At 41.6% G+C, this 26123-nt stretch carries 28 protein-coding genes and 1 riboswitch; of the genes, 16 read left to right on the top strand and 12 right to left on the bottom strand.

The window, feature by feature from the left end; all coding sequences use genetic code 11:
- Window positions 1-4 precede the first annotated feature (4 nt).
- From pdxY to ribA, 5 genes are all read right to left on the bottom strand, one after another.
- Window positions 5-865 carry a pyridoxal kinase PdxY gene (pdxY, locus tag C3007_RS02695; protein WP_103852970.1) on the bottom strand — a complete coding sequence of 287 codons (861 nt, stop codon included), beginning with the start codon at window positions 863-865 and terminating at the stop codon, window positions 5-7.
- Window positions 866-935: 70 nt separating this feature from the next.
- Window positions 936-1889 (bottom strand): acetyl-CoA carboxylase carboxyl transferase subunit alpha, encoded by a 954-nt coding sequence (accA, locus tag C3007_RS02690; protein WP_103852969.1) that lies wholly within the window; start codon window positions 1887-1889, stop codon window positions 936-938.
- A gap of 151 nt (window positions 1890-2040) precedes the next feature.
- Window positions 2041-2631 carry a Fic/DOC family protein gene (locus C3007_RS02685; RefSeq protein WP_103852968.1) on the bottom strand — a complete coding sequence of 197 codons (591 nt, stop codon included), beginning with the start codon at window positions 2629-2631 and terminating at the stop codon, window positions 2041-2043.
- The gene (locus C3007_RS11440) at window positions 2618-2806 is read right to left on the bottom strand and encodes an antitoxin VbhA family protein (RefSeq protein ID WP_123772513.1); all 189 of its coding nucleotides are present in this window, start codon (window positions 2804-2806) and stop codon (window positions 2618-2620) included. The genes C3007_RS02685 and C3007_RS11440 overlap by 14 nt, the downstream gene beginning before the upstream one ends.
- Window positions 2796-3452: a GTP cyclohydrolase II gene (gene ribA / locus C3007_RS02680; RefSeq protein WP_103852967.1), complete on the bottom strand. Its 657-nt coding sequence runs from the start codon at window positions 3450-3452 to the stop codon at window positions 2796-2798. Before ribA ends, C3007_RS11440 begins: the two co-directional genes overlap by 11 nt.
- Window positions 3453-3521: 69 nt before the next feature.
- Between ribA and C3007_RS02675 the strand changes: the two genes are divergently transcribed.
- From C3007_RS02675 to yfaE, 10 genes are all read left to right on the top strand, one after another.
- Window positions 3522-4262: a phosphatase PAP2 family protein gene (locus tag C3007_RS02675; protein ID WP_103852966.1), complete on the top strand. Its 741-nt coding sequence runs from the start codon at window positions 3522-3524 to the stop codon at window positions 4260-4262.
- Between the two features lie 41 nt (window positions 4263-4303).
- Window positions 4304-5218, top strand: coding sequence for an N-acetylglucosamine kinase (nagK, locus tag C3007_RS02670; RefSeq protein WP_103852965.1), 915 nt, complete (start codon window positions 4304-4306; stop codon window positions 5216-5218).
- Window positions 5219-5555: 337 nt separating this feature from the next.
- Complete coding sequence (gene ribH / locus C3007_RS02665) at window positions 5556-6029, top strand: 6,7-dimethyl-8-ribityllumazine synthase (protein WP_103852964.1); 474 nt, start codon at window positions 5556-5558, stop codon at window positions 6027-6029.
- 14 nt (window positions 6030-6043) lie between these two features.
- A complete protein-coding gene (gene nusB, locus C3007_RS02660) occupies window positions 6044-6472 on the top strand; it encodes a transcription antitermination factor NusB (protein WP_103853062.1) in 429 nt (142 codons plus the stop codon).
- Between the two features lie 21 nt (window positions 6473-6493).
- The gene (gene thiL / locus C3007_RS02655) at window positions 6494-7537 is read left to right on the top strand and encodes a thiamine-phosphate kinase (protein ID WP_103852963.1); all 1044 of its coding nucleotides are present in this window, start codon (window positions 6494-6496) and stop codon (window positions 7535-7537) included.
- 7 nt (window positions 7538-7544) lie between these two features.
- Window positions 7545-8057, top strand: a complete 513-nt coding sequence (locus C3007_RS02650; RefSeq protein WP_103852962.1) for a phosphatidylglycerophosphatase A family protein — start codon at window positions 7545-7547, stop codon at window positions 8055-8057.
- Window positions 8057-8692 carry a LysE family transporter gene (locus C3007_RS02645; RefSeq protein WP_103852961.1) on the top strand — a complete coding sequence of 212 codons (636 nt, stop codon included), beginning with the start codon at window positions 8057-8059 and terminating at the stop codon, window positions 8690-8692. Before C3007_RS02650 ends, C3007_RS02645 begins: the two co-directional genes overlap by 1 nt.
- A gap of 12 nt (window positions 8693-8704) precedes the next feature.
- Entirely contained in the window at window positions 8705-9517 is an 813-nt protein-coding gene (gene dapB, locus C3007_RS02640; protein ID WP_103852960.1) for a 4-hydroxy-tetrahydrodipicolinate reductase, read from the top strand.
- A 400-nt stretch (window positions 9518-9917) separates the two neighbouring features.
- On the top strand, window positions 9918-10319 hold the full coding sequence (locus C3007_RS11515; protein WP_165779943.1) for a hypothetical protein: 402 nt from the start codon (window positions 9918-9920) through the stop codon (window positions 10317-10319).
- On the top strand, window positions 10282-10530 hold the full coding sequence (gene yfaE / locus C3007_RS02630) for a class I ribonucleotide reductase maintenance protein YfaE (RefSeq protein ID WP_103852958.1): 249 nt from the start codon (window positions 10282-10284) through the stop codon (window positions 10528-10530). The genes C3007_RS11515 and yfaE overlap by 38 nt, the downstream gene beginning before the upstream one ends.
- Before the next feature lie 189 nt (window positions 10531-10719).
- On the opposite strand, the gene nrdB is transcribed toward yfaE, so the two are convergent.
- From nrdB to C3007_RS02610, 4 genes are all read right to left on the bottom strand, one after another.
- Complete coding sequence (nrdB, locus tag C3007_RS02625; protein WP_103852957.1) at window positions 10720-11850, bottom strand: class Ia ribonucleoside-diphosphate reductase subunit beta; 1131 nt, start codon at window positions 11848-11850, stop codon at window positions 10720-10722.
- Between the two features lie 162 nt (window positions 11851-12012).
- Window positions 12013-12435 (bottom strand): Z-ring associated ZapG family protein, encoded by a 423-nt coding sequence (locus C3007_RS02620; RefSeq protein WP_103852956.1) that lies wholly within the window; start codon window positions 12433-12435, stop codon window positions 12013-12015.
- A 134-nt stretch (window positions 12436-12569) separates the two neighbouring features.
- Window positions 12570-14339, bottom strand: a complete 1770-nt coding sequence (gene ycaO / locus C3007_RS02615; protein WP_103852955.1) for a 30S ribosomal protein S12 methylthiotransferase accessory factor YcaO — start codon at window positions 14337-14339, stop codon at window positions 12570-12572.
- A gap of 117 nt (window positions 14340-14456) precedes the next feature.
- Window positions 14457-15188 carry a class I SAM-dependent methyltransferase gene (locus C3007_RS02610; RefSeq protein WP_103852954.1) on the bottom strand — a complete coding sequence of 244 codons (732 nt, stop codon included), beginning with the start codon at window positions 15186-15188 and terminating at the stop codon, window positions 14457-14459.
- Window positions 15189-15205: 17 nt separating this feature from the next.
- Between C3007_RS02610 and gloB the strand changes: the two genes are divergently transcribed.
- Window positions 15206-15907 (top strand): hydroxyacylglutathione hydrolase, encoded by a 702-nt coding sequence (gene gloB, locus C3007_RS02605; RefSeq protein WP_103852953.1) that lies wholly within the window; start codon window positions 15206-15208, stop codon window positions 15905-15907.
- Between the two features lie 147 nt (window positions 15908-16054).
- Window positions 16055-17359: a glutamyl-tRNA reductase gene (hemA, locus tag C3007_RS02600; protein ID WP_103852952.1), complete on the top strand. Its 1305-nt coding sequence runs from the start codon at window positions 16055-16057 to the stop codon at window positions 17357-17359.
- A 49-nt stretch (window positions 17360-17408) separates the two neighbouring features.
- Here hemA and C3007_RS02595 read toward each other — a convergent pair whose 3' ends face one another.
- Window positions 17409-17921 (bottom strand): PepSY-associated TM helix domain-containing protein, encoded by a 513-nt coding sequence (locus tag C3007_RS02595; protein WP_103852951.1) that lies wholly within the window; start codon window positions 17919-17921, stop codon window positions 17409-17411.
- A gap of 222 nt (window positions 17922-18143) precedes the next feature.
- Here C3007_RS02595 and C3007_RS02590 point away from each other — a divergent pair, with 222 nt between their 5' ends.
- Window positions 18144-20183, top strand: coding sequence for a TonB-dependent receptor (locus C3007_RS02590; protein ID WP_207763687.1), 2040 nt, complete (start codon window positions 18144-18146; stop codon window positions 20181-20183).
- 40 nt (window positions 20184-20223) lie between these two features.
- Here the strand turns inward: C3007_RS02590 and purU are convergent, their stop codons facing one another.
- Both purU and C3007_RS02580 read right to left on the bottom strand, forming a co-directional pair.
- Window positions 20224-21060 carry a formyltetrahydrofolate deformylase gene (purU, locus tag C3007_RS02585; protein WP_103853061.1) on the bottom strand — a complete coding sequence of 279 codons (837 nt, stop codon included), beginning with the start codon at window positions 21058-21060 and terminating at the stop codon, window positions 20224-20226.
- Window positions 21061-21130: 70 nt separating this feature from the next.
- A complete protein-coding gene (locus C3007_RS02580; protein ID WP_103852949.1) occupies window positions 21131-21535 on the bottom strand; it encodes an H-NS family histone-like protein in 405 nt (134 codons plus the stop codon).
- Between the two features lie 276 nt (window positions 21536-21811).
- Window positions 21812-21987, top strand: a riboswitch (Lysine riboswitch).
- 95 nt (window positions 21988-22082) lie between these two features.
- Here C3007_RS02580 and C3007_RS02575 point away from each other — a divergent pair.
- From C3007_RS02575 to ilvN, 3 genes are all read left to right on the top strand, one after another.
- Entirely contained in the window at window positions 22083-23606 is a 1524-nt protein-coding gene (locus C3007_RS02575) for a Na+/H+ antiporter NhaC family protein (RefSeq protein ID WP_103852948.1), read from the top strand.
- 268 nt (window positions 23607-23874) lie between these two features.
- The gene (locus tag C3007_RS02570) at window positions 23875-25593 is read left to right on the top strand and encodes an acetolactate synthase 3 large subunit (RefSeq protein ID WP_103852947.1); all 1719 of its coding nucleotides are present in this window, start codon (window positions 23875-23877) and stop codon (window positions 25591-25593) included.
- Entirely contained in the window at window positions 25593-26084 is a 492-nt protein-coding gene (gene ilvN / locus C3007_RS02565) for an acetolactate synthase small subunit (protein ID WP_017805703.1), read from the top strand. The genes C3007_RS02570 and ilvN overlap by 1 nt, the downstream gene beginning before the upstream one ends.
- The last annotated feature ends 39 nt before the right edge of the window (window positions 26085-26123 follow it).

Genomic DNA, 26123 nt, shown 5'->3' with positions numbered 1-26123 from the left:
AATGTTAGGCGATTTTTACTGCGTTAAATTGGCTCACAGGGCGAACAATCTGTTCACGCGCCGCCACAATTTGCAGTTCATAATTATCCTGCTGTTGCGTTACCGTCATTACATCATTAACGGCATTGGCGGTATGCTCAAAGGCTTCCACATCGCTTTTGCCATTGAGTAAATTCGCCATAAATAGCCCTGCGGTTAAATCGCCCACGCCCACAGGTTTTTTCTTAAATTGATGAAGTGGGCGGCTAATATGCCAAATGCCCTCTTGGTTGGCGAGCAACATTTCAAATTGGCTTGGATCTTGCCCCACTTTGCTCAGGTGTTTCACCAGCACTTTTTTCGGCCCTTTGGCTAAAATTGCTTTTACCGCTTCAATGGCTTGAGCAAAGTTTTCTACTGGCAAACCGCTCAGCTCACGTAATTCCACTAAATTCGGCGTGATAATATCCGCTTTCGCCATAGCAAGGTTGATGAGATTTTCTTTCACACCATCAGCCACAATACAGCCTTTGTCGGGGTGGCCCATCACAGGATCGCACAAATAAACGGCGTTAGGATTGCGAGATTTCACTTTTTGCACCGCATTAATGATTTCTTCCACTTGCTCCGCCGCACCGATATAACCTGAAATCACCGCATCACATTGATGTAATTGACCAATATTATCAATGCCTTGCACGATTTCGCCAATTTGTGCTGGTGGCATTACCATTCCCGTCCATTGGCCATATTGAGTGTGATTGGAAAATTGCACGGTGTTCAACGCCCACACATCAATGCCGAGTAATTGCATTGGAAAAGTGGCAGATTTATTGCCCGCATAGCCATAGACAACGTGAGATTGAATGGAAAGAAGATGTTTCATTTTGCTATCCTTTATGCTTTCTAATAATGCTTGAAAGTAAAAGTGCGGTTAAAAAACCGCACATTTTTATTTAGCAATAACCGTAGCTCATTAGGCGTTGGTAACGGCGTTCGAGCAGTGTATCTGGATCAAGAATTTCTAGATCCGCTAAATCTGCCAGTAAACGCTGTTTAAGATTTTGCGCCATTTGCTCATAATTGCGATGCGCACCGCCCAATGGCTCAGGGATAATGTTATCGATCAGTTGTAATTTTTGCAGACGATCTGCGGTTAAACCCATCACTTCTGCAGCGGTAGAGGCTTTATCGGCACTTTTCCATAAGATAGACGCGCAGCCCTCTGGGGAAATCACGGAATAAGTGCTGTATTGCAACATATTCACTTTATCGCCAACACCAATGGCTAACGCGCCACCAGAACCGCCTTCACCAATTACCGTACAAATAATTGGCACTTTTAGCATTGACATTTCACGCAAGTTGCGCGCAATGGCTTCTGATTGCCCACGCTCTTCCGCGCCCACACCAGGGTATGCGCCAGGGGTGTCAATAAAGGTGATGATTGGCAATTTAAAACGTTCTGCCATTTCCATTAAACGTAACGCTTTGCGATAGCCTTCAGGCGCTGGCATACCAAAGTTACGTTTCACTTTCTCTTTTACTGTGCGCCCTTTTTGGTGGCCAATGACCATAACAGGCTTGCCGTCTAAACGGGCTAAACCACCCACAATGGCTTTATCATCTGCAAAAGCACGATCGCCTGCGAGCTCTTCAAACTCGGTGAAAATTTGTTCGATATAATCCAATGTATAAGGACGATTTGGGTGGCGAGCCATACGAGAAACTTGCCACGCATCTAAGTTGGCAAAGGTTTTTTTGGTTAATTCTTCGCTTTTTTTCTGTAAGCGAGCAATTTCATCATCAAGATTGATTTCATCATCTTGCCCCGCCACTGCACGCAAGGATTCAATTTTTGCTTCAAGTTCAGCAATCGGGAGTTCAAAATCTAAATATTCTTGGCTCATTTGTTATTCCTAGTATTTTCGGCAAAATTAGTACGCACTTTAGCAATATTTTACTTAGGGTGCAAATCTACCGAATATTTTATGCGTTTTTTACAAAAAAAGTAGTGTTTTTTGCAGTTAGCTGGTTAGACGACTGGTAGAAATCTTTTTGTCATTTAGGAATTGGGGTTAATCCCTTTTTGATAATATTTTCTAAGGCGCTGTAATCACATTTATGCGATAAAATAGACGCTTGAATCATTTCATCTGCACTTACTTTCTCAAGATTTAAATAAAAACCTAAGGTTTGAGCTAATTGGTGAATGAATAATCGTTGAGTACGACCATTGCCTTCACGAAAAGGGTGTATCGCATTAATTTCGCCTAAATAGTAAGCTAATCTTGCAGGGATTTTTTCAGGAAGCGTATTTTTCAAAAATTGCTCATTTTTTAGCTCATTAAACAATTTTTCTAGCTCAGGAACAATTCTTGAGCTGGTTGCAAACATTGTATCTCCTTTAGAGATATCAATACTTCTAATTTCGCCAGCCCAAGAATAGATGTCATTAAACAAATGTTTATGGATAGCTTTTAGGTGAGCGATATCAAATTGCCCTTTCACTGGTGTAATTAACAATATAGCTGTTTGAATAGCAGTGATTTGAGCTTCTTTTTTATCTAGTTCATCTTGCGTTTCGATGTTCAGCTTATTAATTAGTACCCCATTTTTATTTAGCATAGGATCAGAGCTATGATATTTCATTCGTTTTTACTTTTAATTCTGAAATAGTGATTTCACCCATTACCCATTTTTGAAAATAATGGAGCATCTCTTGGCTAAGATATAGTCCTTCAAGGCGATTATTGTCAATCGCAAACTGTAGGGCTTGTTGTCTAATTTGTTGTTCTTTTAAATTAGGCATTATTTTATTCTCCATTCGGCACTTCTTCCTGACAATGTGGGCAGGTCATTAGGTGTTTTTGGTTGTTATGCACGATGAAATGGCCCATTTTTTTTGCTTTGGTGTCTAAATATTCCGTGTTGTAGCGGTTTTCGCCCACGTTTAATGGAACACGTTCTACCACGTTAATCCCCGCTTTTTTCATTGTGTCGATTTTGTTTGGGTTGTTGGTGAGCAGGCGAACTTGTTTTACACCGAGTAGATCAAAAATATCCGCGCAAACTTCAAAATTACGTTCATCTGCGGCAAAGCCTAAAGCAAGGTTGGCTTCAATGGTATCCATTCCTTGATCTTGCAAGGAATAAGCACGGATTTTGTTAATTAAGCCAATGCCGCGGCCCTCTTCGCGGTGATAAATCAGCACGCCACGGCCTTCTTCGCTAATTTGACGCAGTGCGGTGGCAAGCTGAAAACCGCAATCGCATTTCAGGCTATGCAACGCATCGCCCGTTAAACATTCTGAGTGAATGCGCGCCAAAACTGGCTCATCTTGATTGCTAATATCGCCCATTACCAAGGCAACGTGTTCTTTTTTGGTGTCGGGAAACTCAAAGCCCACAATGCGGAATAAACCAAATTCGGTCGGTAAATTTGCTTCCGTAACCCGTTGAATTTTTGTCATCGCTAAATCCTTCATTCTTTTTTTATTGAATAATGCTAAACTATGCACTCAATTTATGGAGTGATTAAAATGTTAAAACGCCTTTCATTATATACCTTATTACTTTGCCTTGTGCCTTTTTTTGCGTGGGCTTTCCACTGGCAATGGCAAGGGGACGAACATACCACAACTTTCGATACTTTTCTCTATTTTTTAACCGAAACAGGAAGCGTGCCTTACGCCGTTATCACTTGCGTCGTCTTTGCGGCTGCGTATTTTTTCTGCATAGCAGATAAAAAGCAAGCCCTTGCGGTGATTGGCGTGATGGCGCTTTCCGTGGGCGTAACCCAAGGGGTGAAATTGGCGCTCAAAACGGTGTTTGCTGAACCCCGTCCTTTTATTGTGCAATTAGCGGAAAAATCAAGTGTCAGCCCAGATTATTTTTACGATCAGCCTCGCAAAGTGCGTGAGCAAATCGTATTGGATTATTATGCGGATAAACAGGTGGATGCGCATTTGGTGCATCACCGTAGCAAAGAAACAGGCTATTCTTTCCCATCTGGCCACAGCATTTTTGCCGCCACTTGGTTAATGCTTGCGGTAGGATTTGGGCAGCTGCTTGGACGTAACAATAAAGGAATGAAATATCTCACTGCAGGTATTGCCGTTTGGGCGGTGCTAATGCTAGTCAGCCGTTTGCGTTTAGGAATGCATTACCCGATTGATTTATTGGTTTCCGTGTTGCTGGCGTGGGTGTTTCATTGCGGATTATTCGATTGGATCAAAAACAAATCGATTTTCAACCGCACTTTGCAAGATAGTGTGCGATAAAAAAGTGCGGTCAGATTTTTAATTATTTTTTGAGGTGAACAATGTTATACGGATTTGATATTGGCGGTACAAAAATTGAACTTGCCGTATTCAATGAAAAATTGGAAAAACAATATTCCGAACGGGTGGATACACCAAAAGACAGCTACGAACAATGGCTTGATACCATTGTGAATTTGGTGAAAAAAGCCGATGAAAAATTTGGCGAAAAAGGCACAGTGGGGTTGGGCTTGCCGGGTTTCGTGAATCACGAAACAGGTTTGGCAGAAATCACCAATATTCGCGTGGCAGACAACAAACCTATTTTGCAAGATTTGAGCCAGCGTTTAGATCGTGAAGTGCGGGCAGAAAATGACGCAAATTGTTTTGCCTTATCAGAGGCTTGGGCAGAAGAAAATCAGCAATATCCGAGCGTGTTAGGCTTAATCCTTGGCACAGGTTTTGGCGGCGGTTTAGTGATTGACGGCAAAATCTACTCAGGACAAATCGGAATGGCGGGCGAACTGGGACATATGCAGCTGAATTACCACGCCTTAAAATTACTCGGCTGGGACAAAGCGCCAATTTACCCTTGTGGCTGCGGCAATCAAGCCTGCTTAGACACTTACCTTTCAGGCCGTGGCTTTGAAATGCTTTACCGCGATCTTAAAGGGGAAAGTCTCTCTGCCAAAGAAATTATCCAGCGTTTTTACGCAAAAGATCAAAGTGCGGTGGAATTTGTGGAAATGTTTGTGGAACTCGCCGCCATTTCTATCGGCAACATCATCACCGCCCTTGACCCACATTTAATCGTACTTGGCGGCGGTTTATCCAACTTTGATTATCTCTACGAAGCATTGCCAAAAGCATTACCAAAACACCTAATGCGCAGCGCTAAAGTGCCTGTGATCAAAAAAGCCAAATACGGCGATTCCGGCGGCGTTCGCGGTGCTGCGGCGTTGTTTCTTTCACGTTAATATTTAAGGAATGTATTATTGGATTAATAGTCACTATTAGGTGATTAATATGAGGCTAACATTAGCTATGAATGTAAGAAGTTTATATAGTTAATTTATTAGGGGGAATTATGACATGCGGAATATTTCTAAATTAAGTATTTCAGAATTAATGGTTTCCCTGCCTTCCAATAAATTAAGAGTCAATCAGTGGGAGTGAGAATATGAATTGGTGTTTAAAATTTATGCACTTAAAGAATTTAAAAACTCAAAATATCGTACAATAAAATCCCCAATCCCCCCATTTTTTATGATAAAATCCGCCCCTATTTCCATAACATCAAACATAGGACAGATTATGAAAGTATTAGAAGGCGCGATTGCAGCACCAAACGCTAAAGTTGCGGTGGTGATTGCTCGTTTTAACAGCTTTATTAACGAAAGTTTATTAGAAGGCGCGTTAGATGCCTTAAAACGTGTTGGGCAAGTAAAAGACGAAAATATCACCTTAGTGCGCGCACCGGGGGCTTATGAGTTGCCATTAGTGGCTCGCCGTTTAGCGGAAAGCAAAAAATATGATGCGATTGTGGCATTAGGCACGGTGATCCGTGGCGGTACAGCGCACTTTGAATATGTAGCAGGCGAAGCGAGTAGCGGTTTAGGCCAAGTGGCGATGCAAGCGGAAATTCCCGTGGCATTTGGCGTGCTAACCACTGAAAATATTGAACAAGCCATTGAACGAGCAGGCACAAAAGCGGGCAATAAAGGCGCAGAAGCGGCATTAGTGGCTTTAGAAATGATCAACTTATTAGCACAAATTGATAACGCATAATGGCTGAACTTGCAATGAACGATAAAGTAAAGAAACCAAGCCAGCGCCGCCGTGCCAGAGAATGTGCGGTGCAAGCTCTTTATTCTTGGTATGTGTCGCAAAATCCTATTGAAGAAGTGGAATTAGCGTTTATTACCGAGCAGGATATGCAAGGCGTGGATATGTCTTATTTCCGCAAATTATTGCGTCAAACCGCAGAAAATATTGAAGCGGTTGAAGCGACAATGACCCCTTATTTGGATCGTAGCCTTGATGAATTAGATCCCATCGAGCGTGCGATTTTGCGTTTAGCCGTGTATGAACTGAAATTCGAGCTAGACGTGCCTTATAAAGTGGCAATCAATGAAGCCATTGAAGTGGCAAAAGTATTCGGGGCAGATGACAGCCACCGTTATGTGAATGGTGTATTAGATAAAGTTGCACCTGCATTATCGCGTAAATAATCATTTCAGGGAAGGAAGCCAATGAGTGAAGGCGAATTTGATCTAATTAAACGATATTTTAATGCGTCTAAGCGCCCTTCCCGTAAAGATGTGATTGTTGCCATTGGTGATGATTGTGCGATTACCGAACATCGGCAAAACCAACGCATTGCCATTACAACGGATACTATGGTGGAAAATACCCATTTTCTGCCATCTATTTCTCCTGCCGATCTGGCTTATAAAGCTGCCGCCACGAATTTAAGCGATCTGGCCGCAATGGGCGCAGAACCTGCGTGGTTTTCCCTTGCGTTAACCTTACCCCATATTGATCATCAATGGCTACAAGCGTTTAGCCAAAGTTTTTTTGATGTGCTGGATCACTATAATGTAGATCTGATAGGCGGCGATACCACCAAAGGTGCATTACACGTCATTAGCATTACCGCACAAGGCATTATCCCCAAAGGTAAGGCGTTATGTCGCCACAGTGCTAATGTGGGGGATTGGATTTATGTGTCTGGCACCCTTGGCGATAGCGCAGGGGGCTTGGCATTATTGCTGAATTCTGCAAAGAAAACGGCTACGCAAATCCCTGCGCAAGCGCAAAGTGCGGTGCAAAATGGGACAGATTTTGAACGCGATTATTTAATTCAACGCCACCTTCGCCCGACACCGCGAGTGTTGCTTGGTTTGGAATTAGCAGTATCCGCACTTGCCAGTTCTGCCATTGATATTTCAGATGGTTTAATTGCCGATCTGGGGCATATTTTAGAACGTAGCCAATGTAGTGCGGTGATAAATTTAGATAAATTGCCGTTGTCCAATGCCTTGATTAACACATTTGGACGCGCTCAAGCAGAGCAGTTTGCCTTAACTGGTGGTGAAGATTATGAGCTATGTTTTACCGTGCCAGATCGTCAGCGAGAAAAACTCGATCAGCATTTAAAACACATTGGCGTAAATTATACCTGTATCGGCCAGCTCCGCGCGTTACGCCCAAATGGCAAAAAACGCCTTGTTTTTCAACGTAATGGGCAAGAAGTGGACGTAGCACATACTGGCGGTTTCGATCATTTTAAATAGAAAAATTATGCAAAATACAGCCCAACAAGATCCCCGCAGCAGACTTTCTTTAACCAATCCCGTGCATTTATTGGCGGTCGGGTTTGGCTCAGGCTTGCTTCGCCCCGCCCCCGGCACTTGGGGAAGTTTAGCCGCCACGCTAATTGGCGCGGCGCTCTTGCAGATTATGCCATTAAAAATTTTCCTTTTTTTCACCGCACTTTGTTTTGTGGCTGGTTGCTTTATTTGCCAGAAAACCGCTGATGATATGGGCGTTCACGATCACGGTGCGATTGTGTGGGACGAATTTGTGGGCATTTTTATGGTACTTGCGGTATTGCCTGAAATCAATCTACTATTGTGTGCGGTCGGTTTTGCGGTATTTCGTCTTTTCGATATTTTGAAGCCTTATCCGATCCGCTATTTCGATCGTAAATTGAAAAGTGGCTTTGGCATTATGATAGATGATGTGTTGGCAGCAATTTATAGCATAATTACGATTTATTTGTTGTTGTATGTTCTGTTAGAGGTTTTTTTGTAATGTGGACAGTATTATTTGTTAATTTTGCTGGTTTACTTAGCCCCGGACCAGATTTTTTCTATGTAAGTCGCAAAGCAGCAAGTGAAAGTCATCGTAATGCTGTAGGTGGTGCATTAGGCATTGCATTAGGAATTCTATTTTGGTCAGCTGCGGTAATTTTTGGCTTAGCGATGATTAACCGCACCAATAATTTAGTGCAATATATCATTATGTGCTTAGGCGGCAGCTATCTTGCTTACTGCGGAATCAAAATGCTACGCGTTACCCAAAACGCACAGCTAACCGATTCTAGCCAGCAAAAAATAAAGCAAACGTCCTTTTTTAGCGAAGTGATGAAAGGCTTATTCATCAACATTAGCAATGCCAAAGTGATCGTATTTTTCAGCAGTGTGTTATCAGGGTTTATGACGAGCTTTTCTGGCACGGCAGAAATTGTACTTATCATCGTGCTTCTGGCCTTGGAAAGTTTTCTCTATTTTGTGCTGATTGGCTTTTTCTTTTCGCGCAAAATGGTGCGTGATTTTTACAACCGCTACAATCGTTATATCGATAATTTTGCCGGTTTAGTTTTCCTATTTTTCGGTGGCGAACTGATTTATTCAGGCTTAACCACCATTATTGAACTCACCTCGTAACAGGAGTAGAAAATGACATTAAAAATTGCCGTGGTAGGTGCAGGTGGCCGTATGGGACGCCAATTAATTCAAGCCGTACATAGCGCAGAAGGCGTGGAGTTAGGCGCGGCTTTTGAACGCAAAGGCTCATCATTAGTAGGCGCAGATGCGGGTGAATTAGCAGGCGTTGGACAACTTGGCGTGAAAGTTTCTGATGATTTGAATGCAGAAAAAGATCATTTCGATTTAATCATTGATTTCACCCGCCCTGAAGGCACGTTAGCGCACTTGGATTTTTGTGTTCAACACCATAAAAAAATGGTGATTGGTACAACAGGTTTTGATGATGCAGGCAAAGCTGCGATCAAAGCTGCTGCAGAAAAAATTGGTATCGTGTTTGCGTCTAACTTCAGCGTAGGCGTAAATCTCGTATTCAAATTGTTAGAAAAAGCCGCCAAAGTGATGGGCGACTATTGCGACATTGAAATCATCGAAGCACACCACCGCCACAAAGTGGACGCACCGTCAGGCACAGCTTTATCAATGGGTGAACATATTGCGAAAACTCTCGGACGCGATCTCAAAACCCACGGCGTGTTCTGCCGCGATGGCATCACAGGCGAACGCAAACGCGATGAAATCGGCTTCGCCACCATTCGCGCCAGCGATGTAGTAGGCGAGCATAGTGTATGGTTTGCCGATATTGGCGAACGTGTCGAAATCTCTCACAAAGCCTCAAGCCGAATGACCTTCGCCAACGGCGCCGTGCGTGCCGCCAAATGGCTCGAAGGCAAAGAAAAAGGCCTGTTTGATATGACAGATGTGTTGAGTTTAAATGAGCTTTAAGGTTTGTTGAATTAAAAGTGCGGTGGGAATTTTTGGATTTTTTAAAATTCCGTGGAAAATGACCGCACTTTTTTGTTTGGACGTTATCGTTGGTTAATTGCTTTTTTCTTTGGGAGTGATAACGGGTTTCGCTCGTTGAGCGACCTACTTTCTTTTGCTTGCTCAAAAGAAAGTAGGCAAAGAAAAAAGCACCCGACTAAATTGCTGATCTTCATTTTTAACAAATTTTCTTGACGAAAAGTAAGCCCATACTCGCTACGCTGCGTTCAGGCGTTACTTTTCTAAAAATTTGTTAAAAATGAAGGCAATTTACAGGGGAGATTAATTCTTTCTCTCTTCTACATTTTGTTTGAAAATTAGAGCAAAGTAGGTGAAGAGATTTATTTTCCTATTTTGTAATATGAAAAGTGCGGCTATTTTCTACAGAATTTTAAAACTTCAAAAATTCCCACCGCACTTTAAAATTTGCCTTAACCGTATTCCCCGTCCAAACCGCCCGAGTGGAGATAAAATTTTTAGAAAAATCACGCCGAGCGAGAGCGAAGCGAACATCAGGCTGATTTTTCGTAAAGAAAATTTTATTGGAATGAGGAAAAAGCTGTTTGATCGGGGTTCCCTTTTCTTTGCTTCCTTTCTTTTGGGTAAGCAAAAGAAAGGAAGTCGCCAACGGCGAAACCCGTTATCAACCCAAAGAAAAAAGCAATTTAAAGCAAAAAAAGAAAATTTTACTCGAACACTATTATTTCAATATTCCATTTTAAACGATGAAAATCACCCTATTAAAACAAAAAATCACCCTTGAACACTACAACGAAATGTCGTTACTCCAAAAATTAGAAATCAACGGCATTTATCCAGAATATCAGTGCCGTTCGGGTTATTGCGGCGCTTGTCGCACAAAAATAAAAAAGGGTAAAGTCCGCTATAATGAACCCCCACTTGCTTTTGTAAATGAAAATGAAGTGCTACTTTGCTGCTGCCAAGTGGAAAGTGATTTGGAGTTGGAGTTATGAGGTAAAAACTTTAACCGTTTTACTCCCCGTGTAAATTGCCCGAATGAAAATAAAAGTTTAGAAAAATGGAACTTATCAACGTCAAAGAAAAAGCGTTCAATTAAACTTAAAGCGCAATCTAAAAAACAAAGAAAAAAATAACCGCACTTTAATTATCTAAAAGTGCGGTCAGAATTTTCCATAAATTTATTACAGATCAAAATCCCCAAAATCGCTGGTATCGACTTTTGAATCAATTTGACCAACAAGATAAGAACTCACTTCCACTTCTTGTGGGGCGACTTGTACATTGTCCGACACCAACCACGCGTTGATCCAAGGGATTGGGTTTGAGCGGGCTTCAAATGGCAATGGTAAGCCGACTGCTTGCATACGGATATTGGTGATGTATTCTACATATTGCACCAAAATATCTTTATTTAAGCCAATCATTGAACCATCTTTAAATAAATAATCAGCCCATTCTTTCTCTTGTTCCGCGGCAGCTAGGAAAAGTTCATAGGCTTCTTGCTTACATTCTTCGGCAATTTCAGCCATTTCAGGATCATCTTGCCCTGCTGCCATAATGTTTAGAATGTGTTGAGTACCGGTTAAATGTAATGCTTCATCACGGGCGATAAATTTGATGATTTTCGCGTTACCTTCCATCAGTTTGCGCTCAGCAAAGGCGAAAGAGCAGGCGAAAGATACATAGAAACGAATGGCTTCTAAGGCGTTTACGCTCATTAAGCAGAGGTAAAGTTGTTTTTTCAGATTACGTAGGGTGACGACACATTCTTTGCCGTCCACGGTGTACGTGCCTTCACCATAAAGGCTGTAAAGCTGGCTGTCGCGGATTAAATCATCGTAGTAGGCAGAAATGTCTTTTGCACGTTTGATGATTTCTTCGTTAGTCACAATATCATCAAAAACGATAGAAGGATCATTGACGATATTGCGGATAATGTGGGTGTATGAACGGCTGTGAATGGTTTCAGAGAATGTCCAAGTTTCGATCCACGTTTCCAGTTCAGGAATAGAAACCAATGGCAATAGCGCCACATTTGGGCTACGACCTTGAATGGAATCAAGCAGAGTTTGATACTTTAAGTTACTGATAAAAATATGTTTTTCGTGTTCGGGTAGGGCGGCATAGTCAATGCGATCTTGCGACACGTCCACTTCTTCGGGACGCCAGAAGAAAGAAAGTTGCTTTTCTATTAGTTTTTCAAAGGTTTCGTATTTTTGTTGATCGTAACGGGCGACGTTGACATTTTGCCCGAAGAACATTGGTTCTTTGAGCTGATCGTTTTTGGTTTGTGAGAAAGTGGTGTATGCCATAGAAATATCCTTACATCTTTTTAATTGAGAATGGCTCGTATTTTACACTAAAAATCTGATTCGTTTAATGGGTTTTATATATTCTTGAAATTAGCGGACAATAAAAACGGTGTGTTGTTTTAAAACTCACCGTTTTTCAAAGGGTTAGGAAATCATTAAGGACTATTTTTCGGCTTTTAAGATACCTGAAGATCCTTCAGAATAATCTCTTGGGGCATTTTCTTCAGAGCTGTTTTCGGCTTCTGTGGTAGTTTCTTCTGGTTTTTTTTGTTCGAGTTGGTTCTCAAATAACGATTTATTTTCTAATTGAGGTAATAGCTGAACAGAAGAGGTCGCTAAATGTTGATACAGTTTTTGATAATCCTGCGCGAGGGTTTTCAATAAATCTGCACTTTCAGAAAAATGTTTTTCCAAATGTTGTTTTTGTTGATCCAATTCGGATTTTACTTTTTGTAATTCAGCTTCCGTTTTCACTTGTTTTTTCACTGAATCCTTAGTAAAGCGTAATAATAAATAAGCGAGGACAAAACCTACTACTAAACCAATTAGGGCAGGTTGCCACATTTCGGGTGTCCAATTTTGCATAAAAAACTCCTTATGGTAAGAAAAGAGCCTTTGGTATCATAACCTTAATCTCAATTTATTTCTTTGGCACAGATCACAAAAAAATACATTGGATAAGTAAGGCGGCGGTTGCACGCCTTATTTTCTATTTTATCTTAAACCGCACTTTGCCAGTAGTCTGTTTTGGCTTTTTGCAATTTATGATAGGCGTTGAGTAATTTTTGATGCGCGTGGAATTGTTGTAAATGCTCATCATCAGCCAATAAATCATAGAACGGATTGCCGCCTTGAATGGCATTCCAAGCAAATTCCAACGCACTTTTGCCATACATTTTCTCAAATACCGCACGATATTGAGCGGGATCGCGGTTTTCATCAAGGAATAATTCTAGGCTATTGACTAAACAGCGGTAATAATTCGCGCGTTCTGATGTGAATACCGATTGATTCATATTTAGTGTCCAGCTTGCCCAATCTAAGGCATTTTCTAAATCTTGTGTGGCAAGATAGAGCATTGCTTTGAGTTCACCAATACGCAAGGTTGTCCAGCCCGATTTTGGCGGTGGCACGATGCCAATAAACTCACGCACGCGGGTAGCATCATCAATGCCTTGTTCGTCAAGCTCATCAAGCAATTCTTGATAAGTGTCTTGATCGTGATGGAAATGGGGTAAATCAAGCAAGATCTCGCGCCAATCCATTCCCATATTGTTATTGGCGTAGATTAAATCGTCCGCAGGGTAAATATCCGACATTCCCGGCACAATAATGCGGCAAGCGTAAACGCCGAGATGCTGATAATCCATAATATAGACTTCCTGATTGAGCGCTTGGAAAATTGCCATCAAATTTTGATATTCTTGCTCCGTTGTGCCAGAAAAATCCCAGTCCACAAAAGGATAATCGCTCTCTTGTTTGAATAAATCCCAAGAAATTAAACCGCTTGAATCAATAAAATGCGTTTCCAAATTGGCGTGTTCTGCCACATCATCATTATTGAAAGAAGGCGGCGTGAACACATCAAGATCTTTCAGGCTGCGGCCTTGTAATAATTCAGTTACCGTGCGTTCCAATGCCACGCCAAAATTAGGGTGCGCGCCGAAAGAGGCAAAGCAAGTGCCATTTTGTGGATTGAGCAACACCACACAGATTACAGGATATTTCCCGCCTAAGGACGCATCATAAGCTAAAATTGGAAAGCCTTCTTGTTCAAGGGTGGCAATGGCTTCTTGCACTGCAGGGTAGCGCTGCATTACATCTTGTGGAATAAGCGGCAAGCTAATGGCCTCTGCAATGATTTTGTTTTTCACATAACGCTCAAACACTTCTGAAAGCCCTTGCACACGTGCTTCAAACAAGCTGTTGCCTGCGGACATTCCATTGGAAACATAAAGGTTGGCGATAATGCTTTGTGGAATATACACCGTTTGGTTATCGGATTGGCGCTCATAAGGCATTGCCACAATGCCACGTTCTGCATTGCCCGATTGGAGATCGATCAATAAATCAGGTGTTAATTCGCCATTGGGATCATAATAAGCCAATAAATGCTCATCTAAAATGCCTTCGGGCAGTTCGGTTTCATCTTCAATTTCAAACCATTTTTCATTGGGATAATGTACAAAAGGCGCATTGGCAAGATCTTGACCAAGGTAATAATCGGCAAAGAAATAGTTGGTGGAGAGACGTTCAAAATATTCCCCTAAAGCAGAAGCCAGCGCCGCTTTTTTGCTCGCCCCTTTACCGTTAGTGAAGCATTGCGGGCAATCTTTATCACGAATATGCACAGACCAAACATTCGGCACGGGATTGAGCCACGAGGCTTCTTCAATATCGAAACCAAGTGCGGTCAATTTTTGCTGAAATTTTGCAATGCTATCTTCAAGAGCGGCGTCTTTGCCGGGAATAAAGGTTTGTTCGGTCATTTCCTGTTCTCCGTTATTTCATATTGTCCAAGGGGCGAATCATATTGAGCCGTGCATAATAGGCAAGTTTCGCCTATTCAGCAAGGGGAAATCCTGTTAAAAAGCAAAACTAGCTTGTTATTTCAATGAGTTGTCTTTGATAAGCCTTTCCGCTTTGGCGGCTTGGCGAAAAGCATTAGCTGGGTTGAGAACAGGGGAAAAGGGCGATGTTTGGGGATTTAAGGTCATTGGCAGCGTGCGCTTTTGGGCCACAATGATCATCATTTCGCCAAAATAATGGGGTTTTCCTTGCAAGGATAAGCATTGCTGATCAAGCAGATCGAAATTGAGCAGGCTCAGCCAATCCACAATCCGACTGGCAAAATAAGGGTGAAACGGCAATTTATTTGTGCCAAAAGGCAAATGTTGTTTAAGGGAAAATAGGCTGAGTGGATTAAATAATGAAAGAAATAAGATCCCGTCTTGATTGAGCGTACGCGTAATTTCGCGTAACACTTGGTGCGGATCAACGGTGAAATGCAAGCCGTGCGCAAGCAAGCAGGCAGAGAAACATTCATCAATAAAAGGCAGCGCCGTGGCTCGAGCTTGCACCAAATCGATGTGTGGGCATTGTGAAAGTGCGGTCAAATTTTGCGGAATTTTTTCGCTCACAATAATTTGTTGATCGCAAGGATAATACGCCACTTCACCACTTAACGCGCCCAATTTGAGGCAATAATCTCCCGAAATTTGTGCAAAGTGCTTTGTTAAATATTGCTGAATTAGGCTACAATAGCGCGCACCTTGTGGCACTTGTTGCCAGCTTAGCGGTGTTTCTATTTGTGCATTGTTTAGAATATTCCACTTCATTTTTAATAAGGATCAATATGTTAGTACCCATTCCTGCTCTTGATGATAACTATATTTGGCTGTATGCACGAGAAAATTTACCTGTAATTGTGATCGACATCGCAGAAAGTGCGCCTCTGCTTGCTTATTTACAGCAACATCAGCTTGAAGTGGAAGCGGTGCTACTTACCCATAAGCATCAAGATCACGTTGGCGGCTTGGCTGAATTTAAACAGCATTATCCCAATGTCCCTGTGTTTGGCCCACAAGAAACCGCAGACTTGGGCGCAACGCAAATCATTAATGAAGGGGAAATTCGCACCACGCATTATCAAATCCAAGTGCTGCCCTCGGGCGGACACACGGAAAATCACGTGAGTTTTGTGGTGGACGGCCATTTATTTTGTGGTGATACCTTATTTTCCGGCGGCTGTGGCCGCGTGTTTACGGGGGATTACGCACAAATGTTTGATTCGCTCCAGCGGCTCAAAGCCTTGCTTGATAGCACTATTGTTTGCCCTGCGCACGAATATACCTTAAGCAATTTACAGTTTGCCGAGAAAGTGTTGCCAAAATCGGTATTTTTGACAGATTATGTAGCGAAAATTGCTGATCTACGCCAACAGCACCAGCCAAGTTTACCTACCACCTTAGGGCTAGAAAAACGAATCAATCCGTTCTTACAAGCAGAAAATTTGGCGCAATTTACCCAATGGCGACAATTAAAAGATCAGCAGTAAATTGAACAAAAATTTTGCTTTTCGCTACGAAAGGGCAATCCTATTTGCTCAATGGCAAATAATTGCTTAGAATGAGCAAGTTTTTATTTTCTTTCTTTTTATTTTGTGGGGGCTTGACCGAAAGTGCGGTCAAATTTCAATTAATTTATGACAATTCTTGTTTTAGGCATTAACCATAAAACCGCTTCTGTGGCATTGCGTGAAAAAGTGGCGTTTTCTGATGAAAAACGCGAGCAGGCATTGCAACAAATCGAGCAAGCTGCTTTGGCAGACAGTGCCGTGATTTTGTCCACCTGCAACCGCACGGAAGTGTATTTTCATAATAAAGCTATTTCCCCACAAGATGATGCCCAATGGCAACGCCAATGTATTGACTGGCTGAGCGAAATTCATCAGATCGACAAAGAAGAACTCAAGCACAGCCTTTATGTCAAACAAAACCAGTTTGCTACGCAGCATTTAATGCGTGTCGCGTGCGGATTGGATTCCCTTGTGTTGGGTGAGCCGCAAATTTTAGGGCAAGTGAAGCAAGCCTATCAGCTGAGTGAGGATTATTATCAGCAACATCAAGGGGCGATTTCTGGCCAGCTTTCTCGCTTATTCCAAAAAACCTTTTCCACTGCAAAGCGTGTGCGCACGGAAACCAGTATCGGTGAAAATGCCGTATCGGTGGCCTATACCGCCTGCACGCTCGCTCGTCAAATTTTTGACAGCCTACGTCAGCTGAATATTTTACTTGTCGGTGCGGGCGAAACCATCGAATTGGTGGCTCGCCATTTATTACGCCACGGCGTGAAAAGTTTAACCATTGCTAACCGAACCCTTGCTCGCGCTGAACAGTTAGTGGAAAAATTGGGATCTGCGCAGAAAATTCGTGTGGTAGGGTTAGATGATCTTCAAGCAGGCTTAGATCAGGCCGATATTGTGATCAGCTCGACAGGCAGCCCAAACACCCTAATCAGCCAAGCAATGGTGCAACAAGCGCAGAAAAAGCGTTGCTATAATCCTATGCTGATTGTGGATATTGCCGTACCGCGTGATGTAGAAGAAAGCGCAGGCGAAGTGGAAAGCGTTTATCATTACACCGTTGATGATTTGCAAAATATCATTCAGCGTAATCTCACCCAGCGCGAACAGGCTTCCGCCGAAGCAGAACAGATTATTGACGAAGAAAACCAAGCCTTTTTTGAATGGCTCAAGGTGCATCAATTTTCTAATTTAATTCGCCGTTATCGTGAAGAAGCGGAGCAAACCCGCCAAGAAATGCTTGAAAAAGCCTTGAGTGCCTTACAGCAAGGCGAAAGTGCGGAGCAAATTTTGCAAGAATTAAGTTACAAACTAATGAATAAATTAATCCACACCCCTACCCAAGCCATGCAAGCCATGGTGAAATCAGGCAACGCACAAGGCTTGCAAGCCTTTTCGCAAGAAATTCAAACCAAACCAGAATAAGGCGAAAAAATCGCCTTATTTTGCACCGCACTTTATTTTTTCGCCTCCCCTAATCCGTCAAAATCACAACCATAGCCATTACTGCACCGGTCAGGATAAACCATAGGCTACGTTTTAGCATTTTCTTTGAGCCTGGGATAAGCCATAGGGAGCTTATGCAGAAAAAGAGCAGAGAAATGCCGAAAAGGGTAGTGAGCCAAGAATAGGGATATTGCGAATTGCCTAAGTGTAGGCGATTTAGTTCAGCGAGCCAGCCTGGGTATTCCATTGCGTGATATTTTACTTCCCCCGTTTTGCTGTGATATTCCCCTTGCTTAAAATAAAGCACGTCATCTTTTTTCTCGCTGATCAATAAATTTTTTATGCGTAATTTCTGCCCAAGCTGTTGTTCAGTGAGTTGGGGGGAAATGTTTTTTTCGATATAGACTGAACGTTTGAAAATGTTGGTATCTCGATAAATCAACACGATGCCAGTCAGGGCATAAATCGACATAATGACTAATAATAAAAATCCGAAATAGCGGTGCAAAATCCGCATCCATTTTGCTGTTGTTTTGCTCATTTGTATGTTGGTTGGAGGTTAAAAATGCGGTGATTATATAGAAATTTTATCCATTATGTAAATGAAAATAATTATTATTTGTTGAATTAATAATTATTATCAATAGAATAGGTGGCTGTTGTTCAATAGATAAGGAGTTCTAACTTTATGAAACTAGCTTGCCCTCTAAATTTTCCTTTAAAAACGACCGCACTTTTAGTTATAAGTGTTTGTTCTAGCAAGGTGTTATATGCGGAGGAAATTTCTTCATCAACAGAGTATATGGCCGTGTTACCAACGATTGATGTTGTTACCACACAGGAAACCGCCAACACAAAGGGCTATGTGGGGTATGAAGAAGCACAGGCAACACGCAATCTTCTTACGATCAAAGAAATGCCGCAGACTGTTGATGTGATTAACATTCAGAAAAATAAAAATTATGGAACCAATGATTTGAGTTCTATTTTAGAGGGAAATGCGGGGATTGATGCCACCTATGATATGCGTGGTGAAAATATTTACTTGCGTGGTTTTCAGGCTGATGCGAGTGATATTTATCGTGATGGGATTCGTGAGAGTGGTCAAGTTCGCCGTAGCACCGCGAATATTGAACGGGTTGAGATTTTAAAAGGCCCATCGTCAATTTTATACGGACGCAGTAATGGTGGTGGTGTGATTAATATGGTCAGTAAATTTGCTAATTTTACAACCAGCAGAAATATTGGCGTAACCTATGGTTCTTGGAATAGCCGCAGTGTAAATTTAGATGTGAACCAAAAAATTAACGAAAATGTTGCAGTGCGTTTAACTAGTGAGCTTTCTGCGGCAGAGGCTTATCGCTATGGGGTTAGAAATAAAGGGAGAATGTTTTCGCCAAGCATTAGCCTACAAAGTGATGATGGGCGGCTACAATGGGTGGGGCAATATACCTACGATTATCAATGGCGTATTCCAGATCGCAATCCAGCTAAATCTGTTTATGATGAAATGGGAATAGGCTATCGCAATAGTTTTTTCCGTGATGGGGATTATGTCGATGATAAATTGCAAGTTTGGCGTTCGGATCTCAAATATTTTATTAATGATCAGTGGATGGTAAATTGGCAGCTGGCTTATCGCCAAGCAGATCAGGATTTTGATCATTATTTTGCAGGAACTTATTCTGCAACAGATAAAACGTTAAAGCAAAGCTATGCGTGGCAAAAAACACGGAATAAAACATTCACCAATAATATTACCTTTAATGGTGAATTTGACACAGCTAGTCTTAAACATAAAGTAACCATTGGGCTGGATTATAGTCAGGAAGAACGCCACCCTATTTTGGCTGTTTTGCGTAATCAAGAAATTGATCCTTTTCTTAGCCGACATCAATGGCCAGCTCGTCAGCACCCAAATGCGACGGTAAATAATCGCCATAAAGCGTATAGTACAGGTATTTTTGTACAGGATTTAATTTCATTAACCGATAACGTAAAAGTGCTATTAGGCGGGCGTTACGATTTTTATCGTTTTAACTCCACAAATATTAAGCAAGAACGTCGTGATACAAAAGGGCATTCCTTCAGCCCAAATGTGGGCGTTGTGTGGGAAGTTACACCAGAACATACGCTTTACGCCTCCTTTAACCGTAGTTTCTCACCTTATGGCGGGCGTGGCTATTTAGGGATTAGCACCGATCAAAAAGACGTGTTTAATGCCTCACCCGAATATAATCAACAATATGAAGTGGGCATTAAGAGCGATTGGTTTGACAAAACCTTAAGTACCACCTTATCTGCTTATCAATTAGAACGCCGTAATATTCGTTATCGTCCTAATAAAGATATTCTTGATGTTTGGGCGGTGCGTGGAAAAGATCAATCCAAAGGTGTGGAATTAAGCCTATTAGGGCAGCTCGCACCGAAATGGTATATCCGTTCTTCAGTAGGCTGGATGGTCGCAAAAATTAAGGAGGATAAACAAAATCCGCAAAATAACAACCGCACTTTAAATAATACGGGAAATTTCACGAGTAACCTGTTTGTGCGTTATGTGCCAACAGAAAAACTCTATTTAGAAGCAGGAGTAACGCATTTAGGAAAACGTTATTATTTCAATAACAATAAACAAACCATTCTGCCAAGTTTTACGCGTGTTGATGCGATGGTGGGATATAACCTTAATCCTGTGAATATCACCTTGGCAGTATCAAATTTATTTAATAAAGCTTATTGGCGCTCCGATTCAATGCCGAGTAATCCGCGTTCCTTTAATTTACGTTTAACTTATACCTTTTAATTAATCAAACAATGCGGTGTTTCAAGCACCGCATTATTTTTTAGAGAATAATTGTTTTGTTTTTATAAACAAAGATCCGATCTTGTAGCGCGAGATCTAAGGCTTTGGTGAGAACGGTTTTTTCCACATCACGCCCTGCACGCATCATGGCATCAGCACTGTATGTGTGATCCACGTTAATTACGTTTTGCATAATAATTGGGCCTTGATCTAATTCATTATTAATGAAATGCGCAGTTGCACCAATAATTTTTACCCCACGTTCATAAGCCTGATGATAAGGTCTTGCGCCAATAAAGGCTGGCAAGAAAGAGTGGTGGATATTAATCACACGGTTTGGATAGCGCGCAACAAATTCAGGGTTTAACACACGCATATATTTCGCTAACACAATATAATCTGGCGCATATTGATCGATTTTTTCCGCTAATAATTTATCGTGTTCAACGCGGGTTAATCCTTCGTGGCTAATACCATGAAACGGAATGTCAAAACGTTCCACTAAATTTCTTAAGGTATCGTGATTTCCAATAACGGCAGCGATTTCAACATCTAAACCACCGTAATAATTTTTCATTAAAATATCACCAAGGCAATGGGCTTCTTTGGTGACTAAAATAACAATGCGTTTTCTTTTTGTGCTAATTAATTGGCAATTTGTTCCGGCTGGTAGGCTAAATGTTAAATCAGCAAGCAAGGTTTCATCATTGAAAATCCCTTCCAATTCAGTTCGCATAAAGAAATGTTTTGTTTCAAAATCGACAAACTCATTGTTATGAATAATGTTGAGTTGGTGTTTATAACAAATATTGGTTATTTTTGAAATGAGTCCTTTATCATCAGGACAATCAGTTAGAAGAATTTTATTTTCTCGCATAATGTTGTGTGTGGTAAGGTTTTTTGAGATGAAAAAAAGTAAAGCCAAGGGGCTTTACTTTTCTTAGAAATTAAATTTCAAAATCAGATAATGATTTTCCAGCATCTAAAGCGCGTTGAATAATAGAAGGCGTTCTGCCTTGACCTGTCCAAGTTTTTACATTGCCATTTTCATCAGTGAATTGATATTTCGCTGGGCGAGCAGGGCGTTTTTGACGTGGTGCTTTTGGTGCTGCAGTTTGCTCTGAAATTAAATCTTCAGGTGTAATTCCTTTTTCTTTTAAGAAATTATGCACTTCAGCAAGAGATTTTAATCTTTCTGCTTCTTGTTGTGCAGCTTGTGCCACTTCTTCACGTTTTTCTTCAAGTACAGTTTTTACTTTTTCTAAGATTTCTTCTAAATGTTCTACATCTAGATTTTTTGCTACAGCGCGTAAACTACGAATATTTCTTAATGATCTTAATAAATCACTCATTTTTAATCTCCCAAAGTATGATATTAAATTAATAAGGACGTGGCTATAATAACGAAAATATTATTCAAGGTAAATAGCAAATGTTATTTAATGTTTCATTCTTTTTATTTCCTTTATAAAAGTGCGGTGTTATTTTGCCAAGTTTTTTGCATAAATTCCATTTTCGTATAACGCAATCCTTTGCGTGCGGTGAGATGATGTTTAGATAAAAAGTTATCGCTTTTTTATGGATAATGCTTGCATTTTTCCTTGCTTATTGTAATCTTTGCGAGATCCTACTTATGTAGAGGAGCGACTATTATAAGTATTTTTTCTGAGTGGATAACGATGAGGAAAAAGGAAAGGAATAGTTGCCGAAATCAATTAAAAGTCGTTTTAATTGGTTGGGAGCGTTTTCGAAAGAAACGTTACTGTCATAGTCTTTTTAACAACTATGGAGCGCTACTGGTTAGGTTGGGTAATTGTGCCTGCCTTTTATTTTAAATTTTCACCCTTCTTTAAAATAGTAAACTTCAGTGGTTCTCCCTTATTCTTAGGTAGAACAATAATGGAACTCTTAGATTATTCCACATCAATTTGGTCGGTTGTCCCGCCCCTGTTAGCCTTATTATTGGCGATTTTCACTCGTAAAGTGATTTTATCTTTAAGCATTGGTATTTTAATTGGCTCATTAATGTTGGCAGATTTCAACATTGCCAACACAGCGATTTATTTAAAGAATACCGTGCAATCTTTAGTATATGGTGATGACGGTTGGAACTTTGATACCATCAACATCATTTTATTCCTATTATTATTGGGAATTTTGACCGCACTTTTAACCGTATCTGGCAGCAATCGTGCCTTTGCGGAATGGGCGCAGAAGCGTATTAAAAATCGCCGTGGAGCGAAATTAATGGCGGCCTCTTTGGTCTTTGTTACCTTTATTGACGATTATTTTCACAGTCTTGCGGTGGGTGCGATTGCCCGTCCTGTTACGGATAAATTCAAAGTTTCTCGTGCAAAATTAGCCTATATTTTGGATTCCACCGCTGCGCCAATGTGTGTGATTATGCCTGTTTCAAGCTGGGGCGCGTACATTATCACCTTAATTTCAGGCTTGCTTGCCACTTACGCGATTACAGATTACACCCCAATCGGGGCATTTATGGCAATGAGTGCGATGAATTTCTATGCGATTTTCTCTATCTTAATGGTGTTCTTCGTGGCGTATTTCTCTTTTGACATTGGCTCAATGGCAAGACACGAAAAACTCGCTCTTGAAAGAGCAGAAGAAGATCAAGATGAGCAAAACGGCGTGAAAGGCCACGTTCGCAACTTGATTTTACCTATCGTTACCTTAATTGGCGCAACGGTATTTATGATGTTGCACACAGGTAATGAAGCCCTTGCCGCAGATAGTAAACCTTTCTCTGTATTAGGCGCATTTGAAAACACTACGGTAGGGATTTCTTTAGTCGTGGGGGGCTGTGCTTCAATTGTTGTGGCAACCCTTTGTATTTTAATTGATCGTCAAGTGAGTTTTGCAGAATACGCTAAATCTTGGGGGCTTGGCGTAAAATCAATGCTTGGTGCAATTTTGATTTTATTCTTCGCTTGGACAATCAACAATGTTGTGGGCGATATGAAAACAGGGACGTATTTATCTAGCCTTGTTTCTGGCAATTTACCTGTGGCAGTGCTGCCTGCCTTATTGTTCGTGTTAGGTGCTGTAATGGCGTTCTCAACAGGAACAAGCTGGGGGACATTCGGCATTATGTTGCCAATCGCTGCAGCCATTGCCGCCAATGCCGCACCAGAATTAATGTTGCCTTGTCTTTCAGCGGTAATGGCAGGGGCGGTGTGTGGCGACCACTGTTCACCAGTTTCCGATACCACCATTTTGTCTTCCACAGGTGCGAAATGTAATCATATGGATCACGTTACCACCCAGTTACCTTATGCCTTAACCTTAGCCGCTGCAACCATTGTGGGCTATCTTGTGGTCGGTTACACCGCCTCAGGCGTGTTTGGCTTTATTGCCACAGCAATCACCTTGGTTGCGCTCATTTTCTTATTTAAAAGACGTTAGAGTGTGATCTAGATCACAAAATTGGAAATAAAATTTTATTTCGTCTATTTTATAAAATGCGGCAGATTGTCGCATTTTTTTATTTTAAGCTGAATTTTGTTTTATAAAATATCGAATTCGTAGAATTTTTAGAAATTTATTCTGAAAAATCACCGCCCTTTTCATTCAAATCTTGCTAGACAAGCCATTCTCAATCCGTTACAAATAATCATCGTTAATGAAAAAACAGAAGTGCGGTGCAAATTCCGCAAATTTTTGTGAGGTAACAATGAAAAAATTATCAGGTGCGGAAATGGTTGTGCAATCTTTGCGTGATCAGGGCGTAAAATTTGTCTTTGGCTACCCCGGTGGCTCGGTATTGGATATTTATGATGCTATCCACACATTAGGCGGCATTGAGCATATTTTGGTACGCCACGAGCAAGCCGCCGTGCATATGGCAGACGGCTATGCACGTTCCACAGGGGAAGTGGGCTGTGTGTTAGTCACATCGGGCCCCGGGGCAACCAATGCAATTACAGGGATTGCCACTGCGTATATGGATTCTGTGCCTTTGGTGGTGATTTCAGGGCAAGTAATGTCTGGCTTAATCGGCAGTGATGCGTTCCAAGAATGTGATATGGTGGGGATCTCTCGCCCTGTGGTGATACACAGCTTTTTAGTTAAACGGGCAGAAGATTTGCCTGAAGTGATCAAAAAGGCGTTTTATATTGCCTCCACAGGTCGCCCAGGGCCGGTAGTGATTGATGTGCCGAAAGATGTGCTAAATCCGGCTAATAAATATACTTATACCTATCCGCAAGAAATCAGCTTGCGCTCTTATAATCCAACAGTGCAAGGGCATAAAGGGCAGATCAAAAAAGCCTTGAAAGCCTTATTGGTGGCGAAAAAGCCGGTTCTTTATCTTGGCGGTGGGGCGATTACAGCAAATTGCAGCGCACAAATTAGCCAATTTGCCAAGCAGTTGAATTTGCCTGTTACGTCTTCATTGATGGGCTTGGGCGCATTTCCAAGCACGGATAAACAGTTCTTAGGAATGTTAGGAATGCACGGCACATACGAAGCGAACAACGCAATGCACCACAGTGATTTAATTTTCGCTATTGGCGTGCGTTTTGATGATCGTACCACCAATAATTTGGAAAAATATTGCCCGAATGCCAAGGTGGTGCATATTGATATTGACCCAACGTCCATTTCTAAAAATGTCCCTGCGGCGATCCCCATTGTGGGCAGCGCAGAAAATGTGTTAAACGAAATGCTAGCTTTATTAGAAGAAGATAACTTAGTCAAATCTCAAGCGGATCTGAGCGATTGGTGGAAACAAATTGATGAATGGAAAGCGGTGAAATGCTTGGATTTTGATCGTAATAGTGGCGTGATTAAACCGCAGCAGGTGATTGAAACTGTTTATCGCCTAACCAAGGGCAAAGCCTATGTGGCATCAGATGTGGGGCAGCACCAAATGTTTGCCGCCTTGCATTATCCTTTTGATGCGCCACGTCATTGGATCAACTCAGGCGGGCTTGGCACAATGGGCTTTGGCTTGCCAGCGGCATTAGGCGTGAAATTGGCTCACCCAGAAGCAACGGTGGTGTGTGTAACGGGGGACGGCAGCATTCAAATGAATATTCAAGAGCTGTCCACGGCGCAACAATATGGCATTCCTGTGGTGATTATTAGCCTAAACAATCGCTTTTTAGGAATGGTAAAACAATGGCAAGATTTGATTTATTCGGGGCGTCATTCGCAATCTTATATGAACTCACTGCCAGATTTCGTCCAACTTGCGGAATCTTACGGACACGTTGGCATTCAAATTGATCGTCCTGAAGAATTGGAAGAAAAATTGGCACAAGCCTTTGCCATTAAAGACAAACTTGTTTTTGTGGATATTAAAGTTGATGAAACGGAACACGTTTACCCAATGCAAGTGCGTGGTGGCGCAATGAACGAAATGATTTTAACCAAACCGGAGAAAGCCTAATGCGTAGAATTTTATCAGTGTTATTAGAAAATGAATCAGGGGCGTTATCCCGCGTGGTGGGCTTATTTTCTCAGCGTGCCTTTAATATTGAAAGCCTAACTGTTGCGCCCACCGATGATCCTACGCTTTCGCGTATGACCATTGAGGCTTACGGCGATGAGCAAGTGCTAGAGCAAATTGAAAAGCAACTGCATAAATTGGTGGACGTATTTAAAGTGATCAGCCTAAGCGATTGTGAACACGTTGAACGTGAAGTGATGTTGGTGAAAGTGCGTGCGCAAGGCAGTTCCCGTGATGAGTTAAAACGCTTGGCAGAAATCTTCCGTGGACAAATCGTGGACGTTACCACCAAATCCTACACCATTCAATTAGTGGGAACGAAAGACAAACTTGATGCTTTTGTGAAAGCATTAAAAGAAGAAAGCTCGCTGATTGAAATTGTTCGTTCAGGCTTAATCAGCCTTTCGCGTGGCGAGAAAAATTGTTTGTAGGAATAGAATAGAAAAGCCGTAAAAAATAAAGTGCGGTGG

The organism is Avibacterium gallinarum (assembly GCF_002921135.1).
Lineage (GTDB): Bacteria > Pseudomonadota > Gammaproteobacteria > Enterobacterales > Pasteurellaceae > Avibacterium > Avibacterium gallinarum.
Note: the sequence above shows the minus strand (reverse complement) of the source record. Positions and strands in the feature narration are given on the sequence as shown.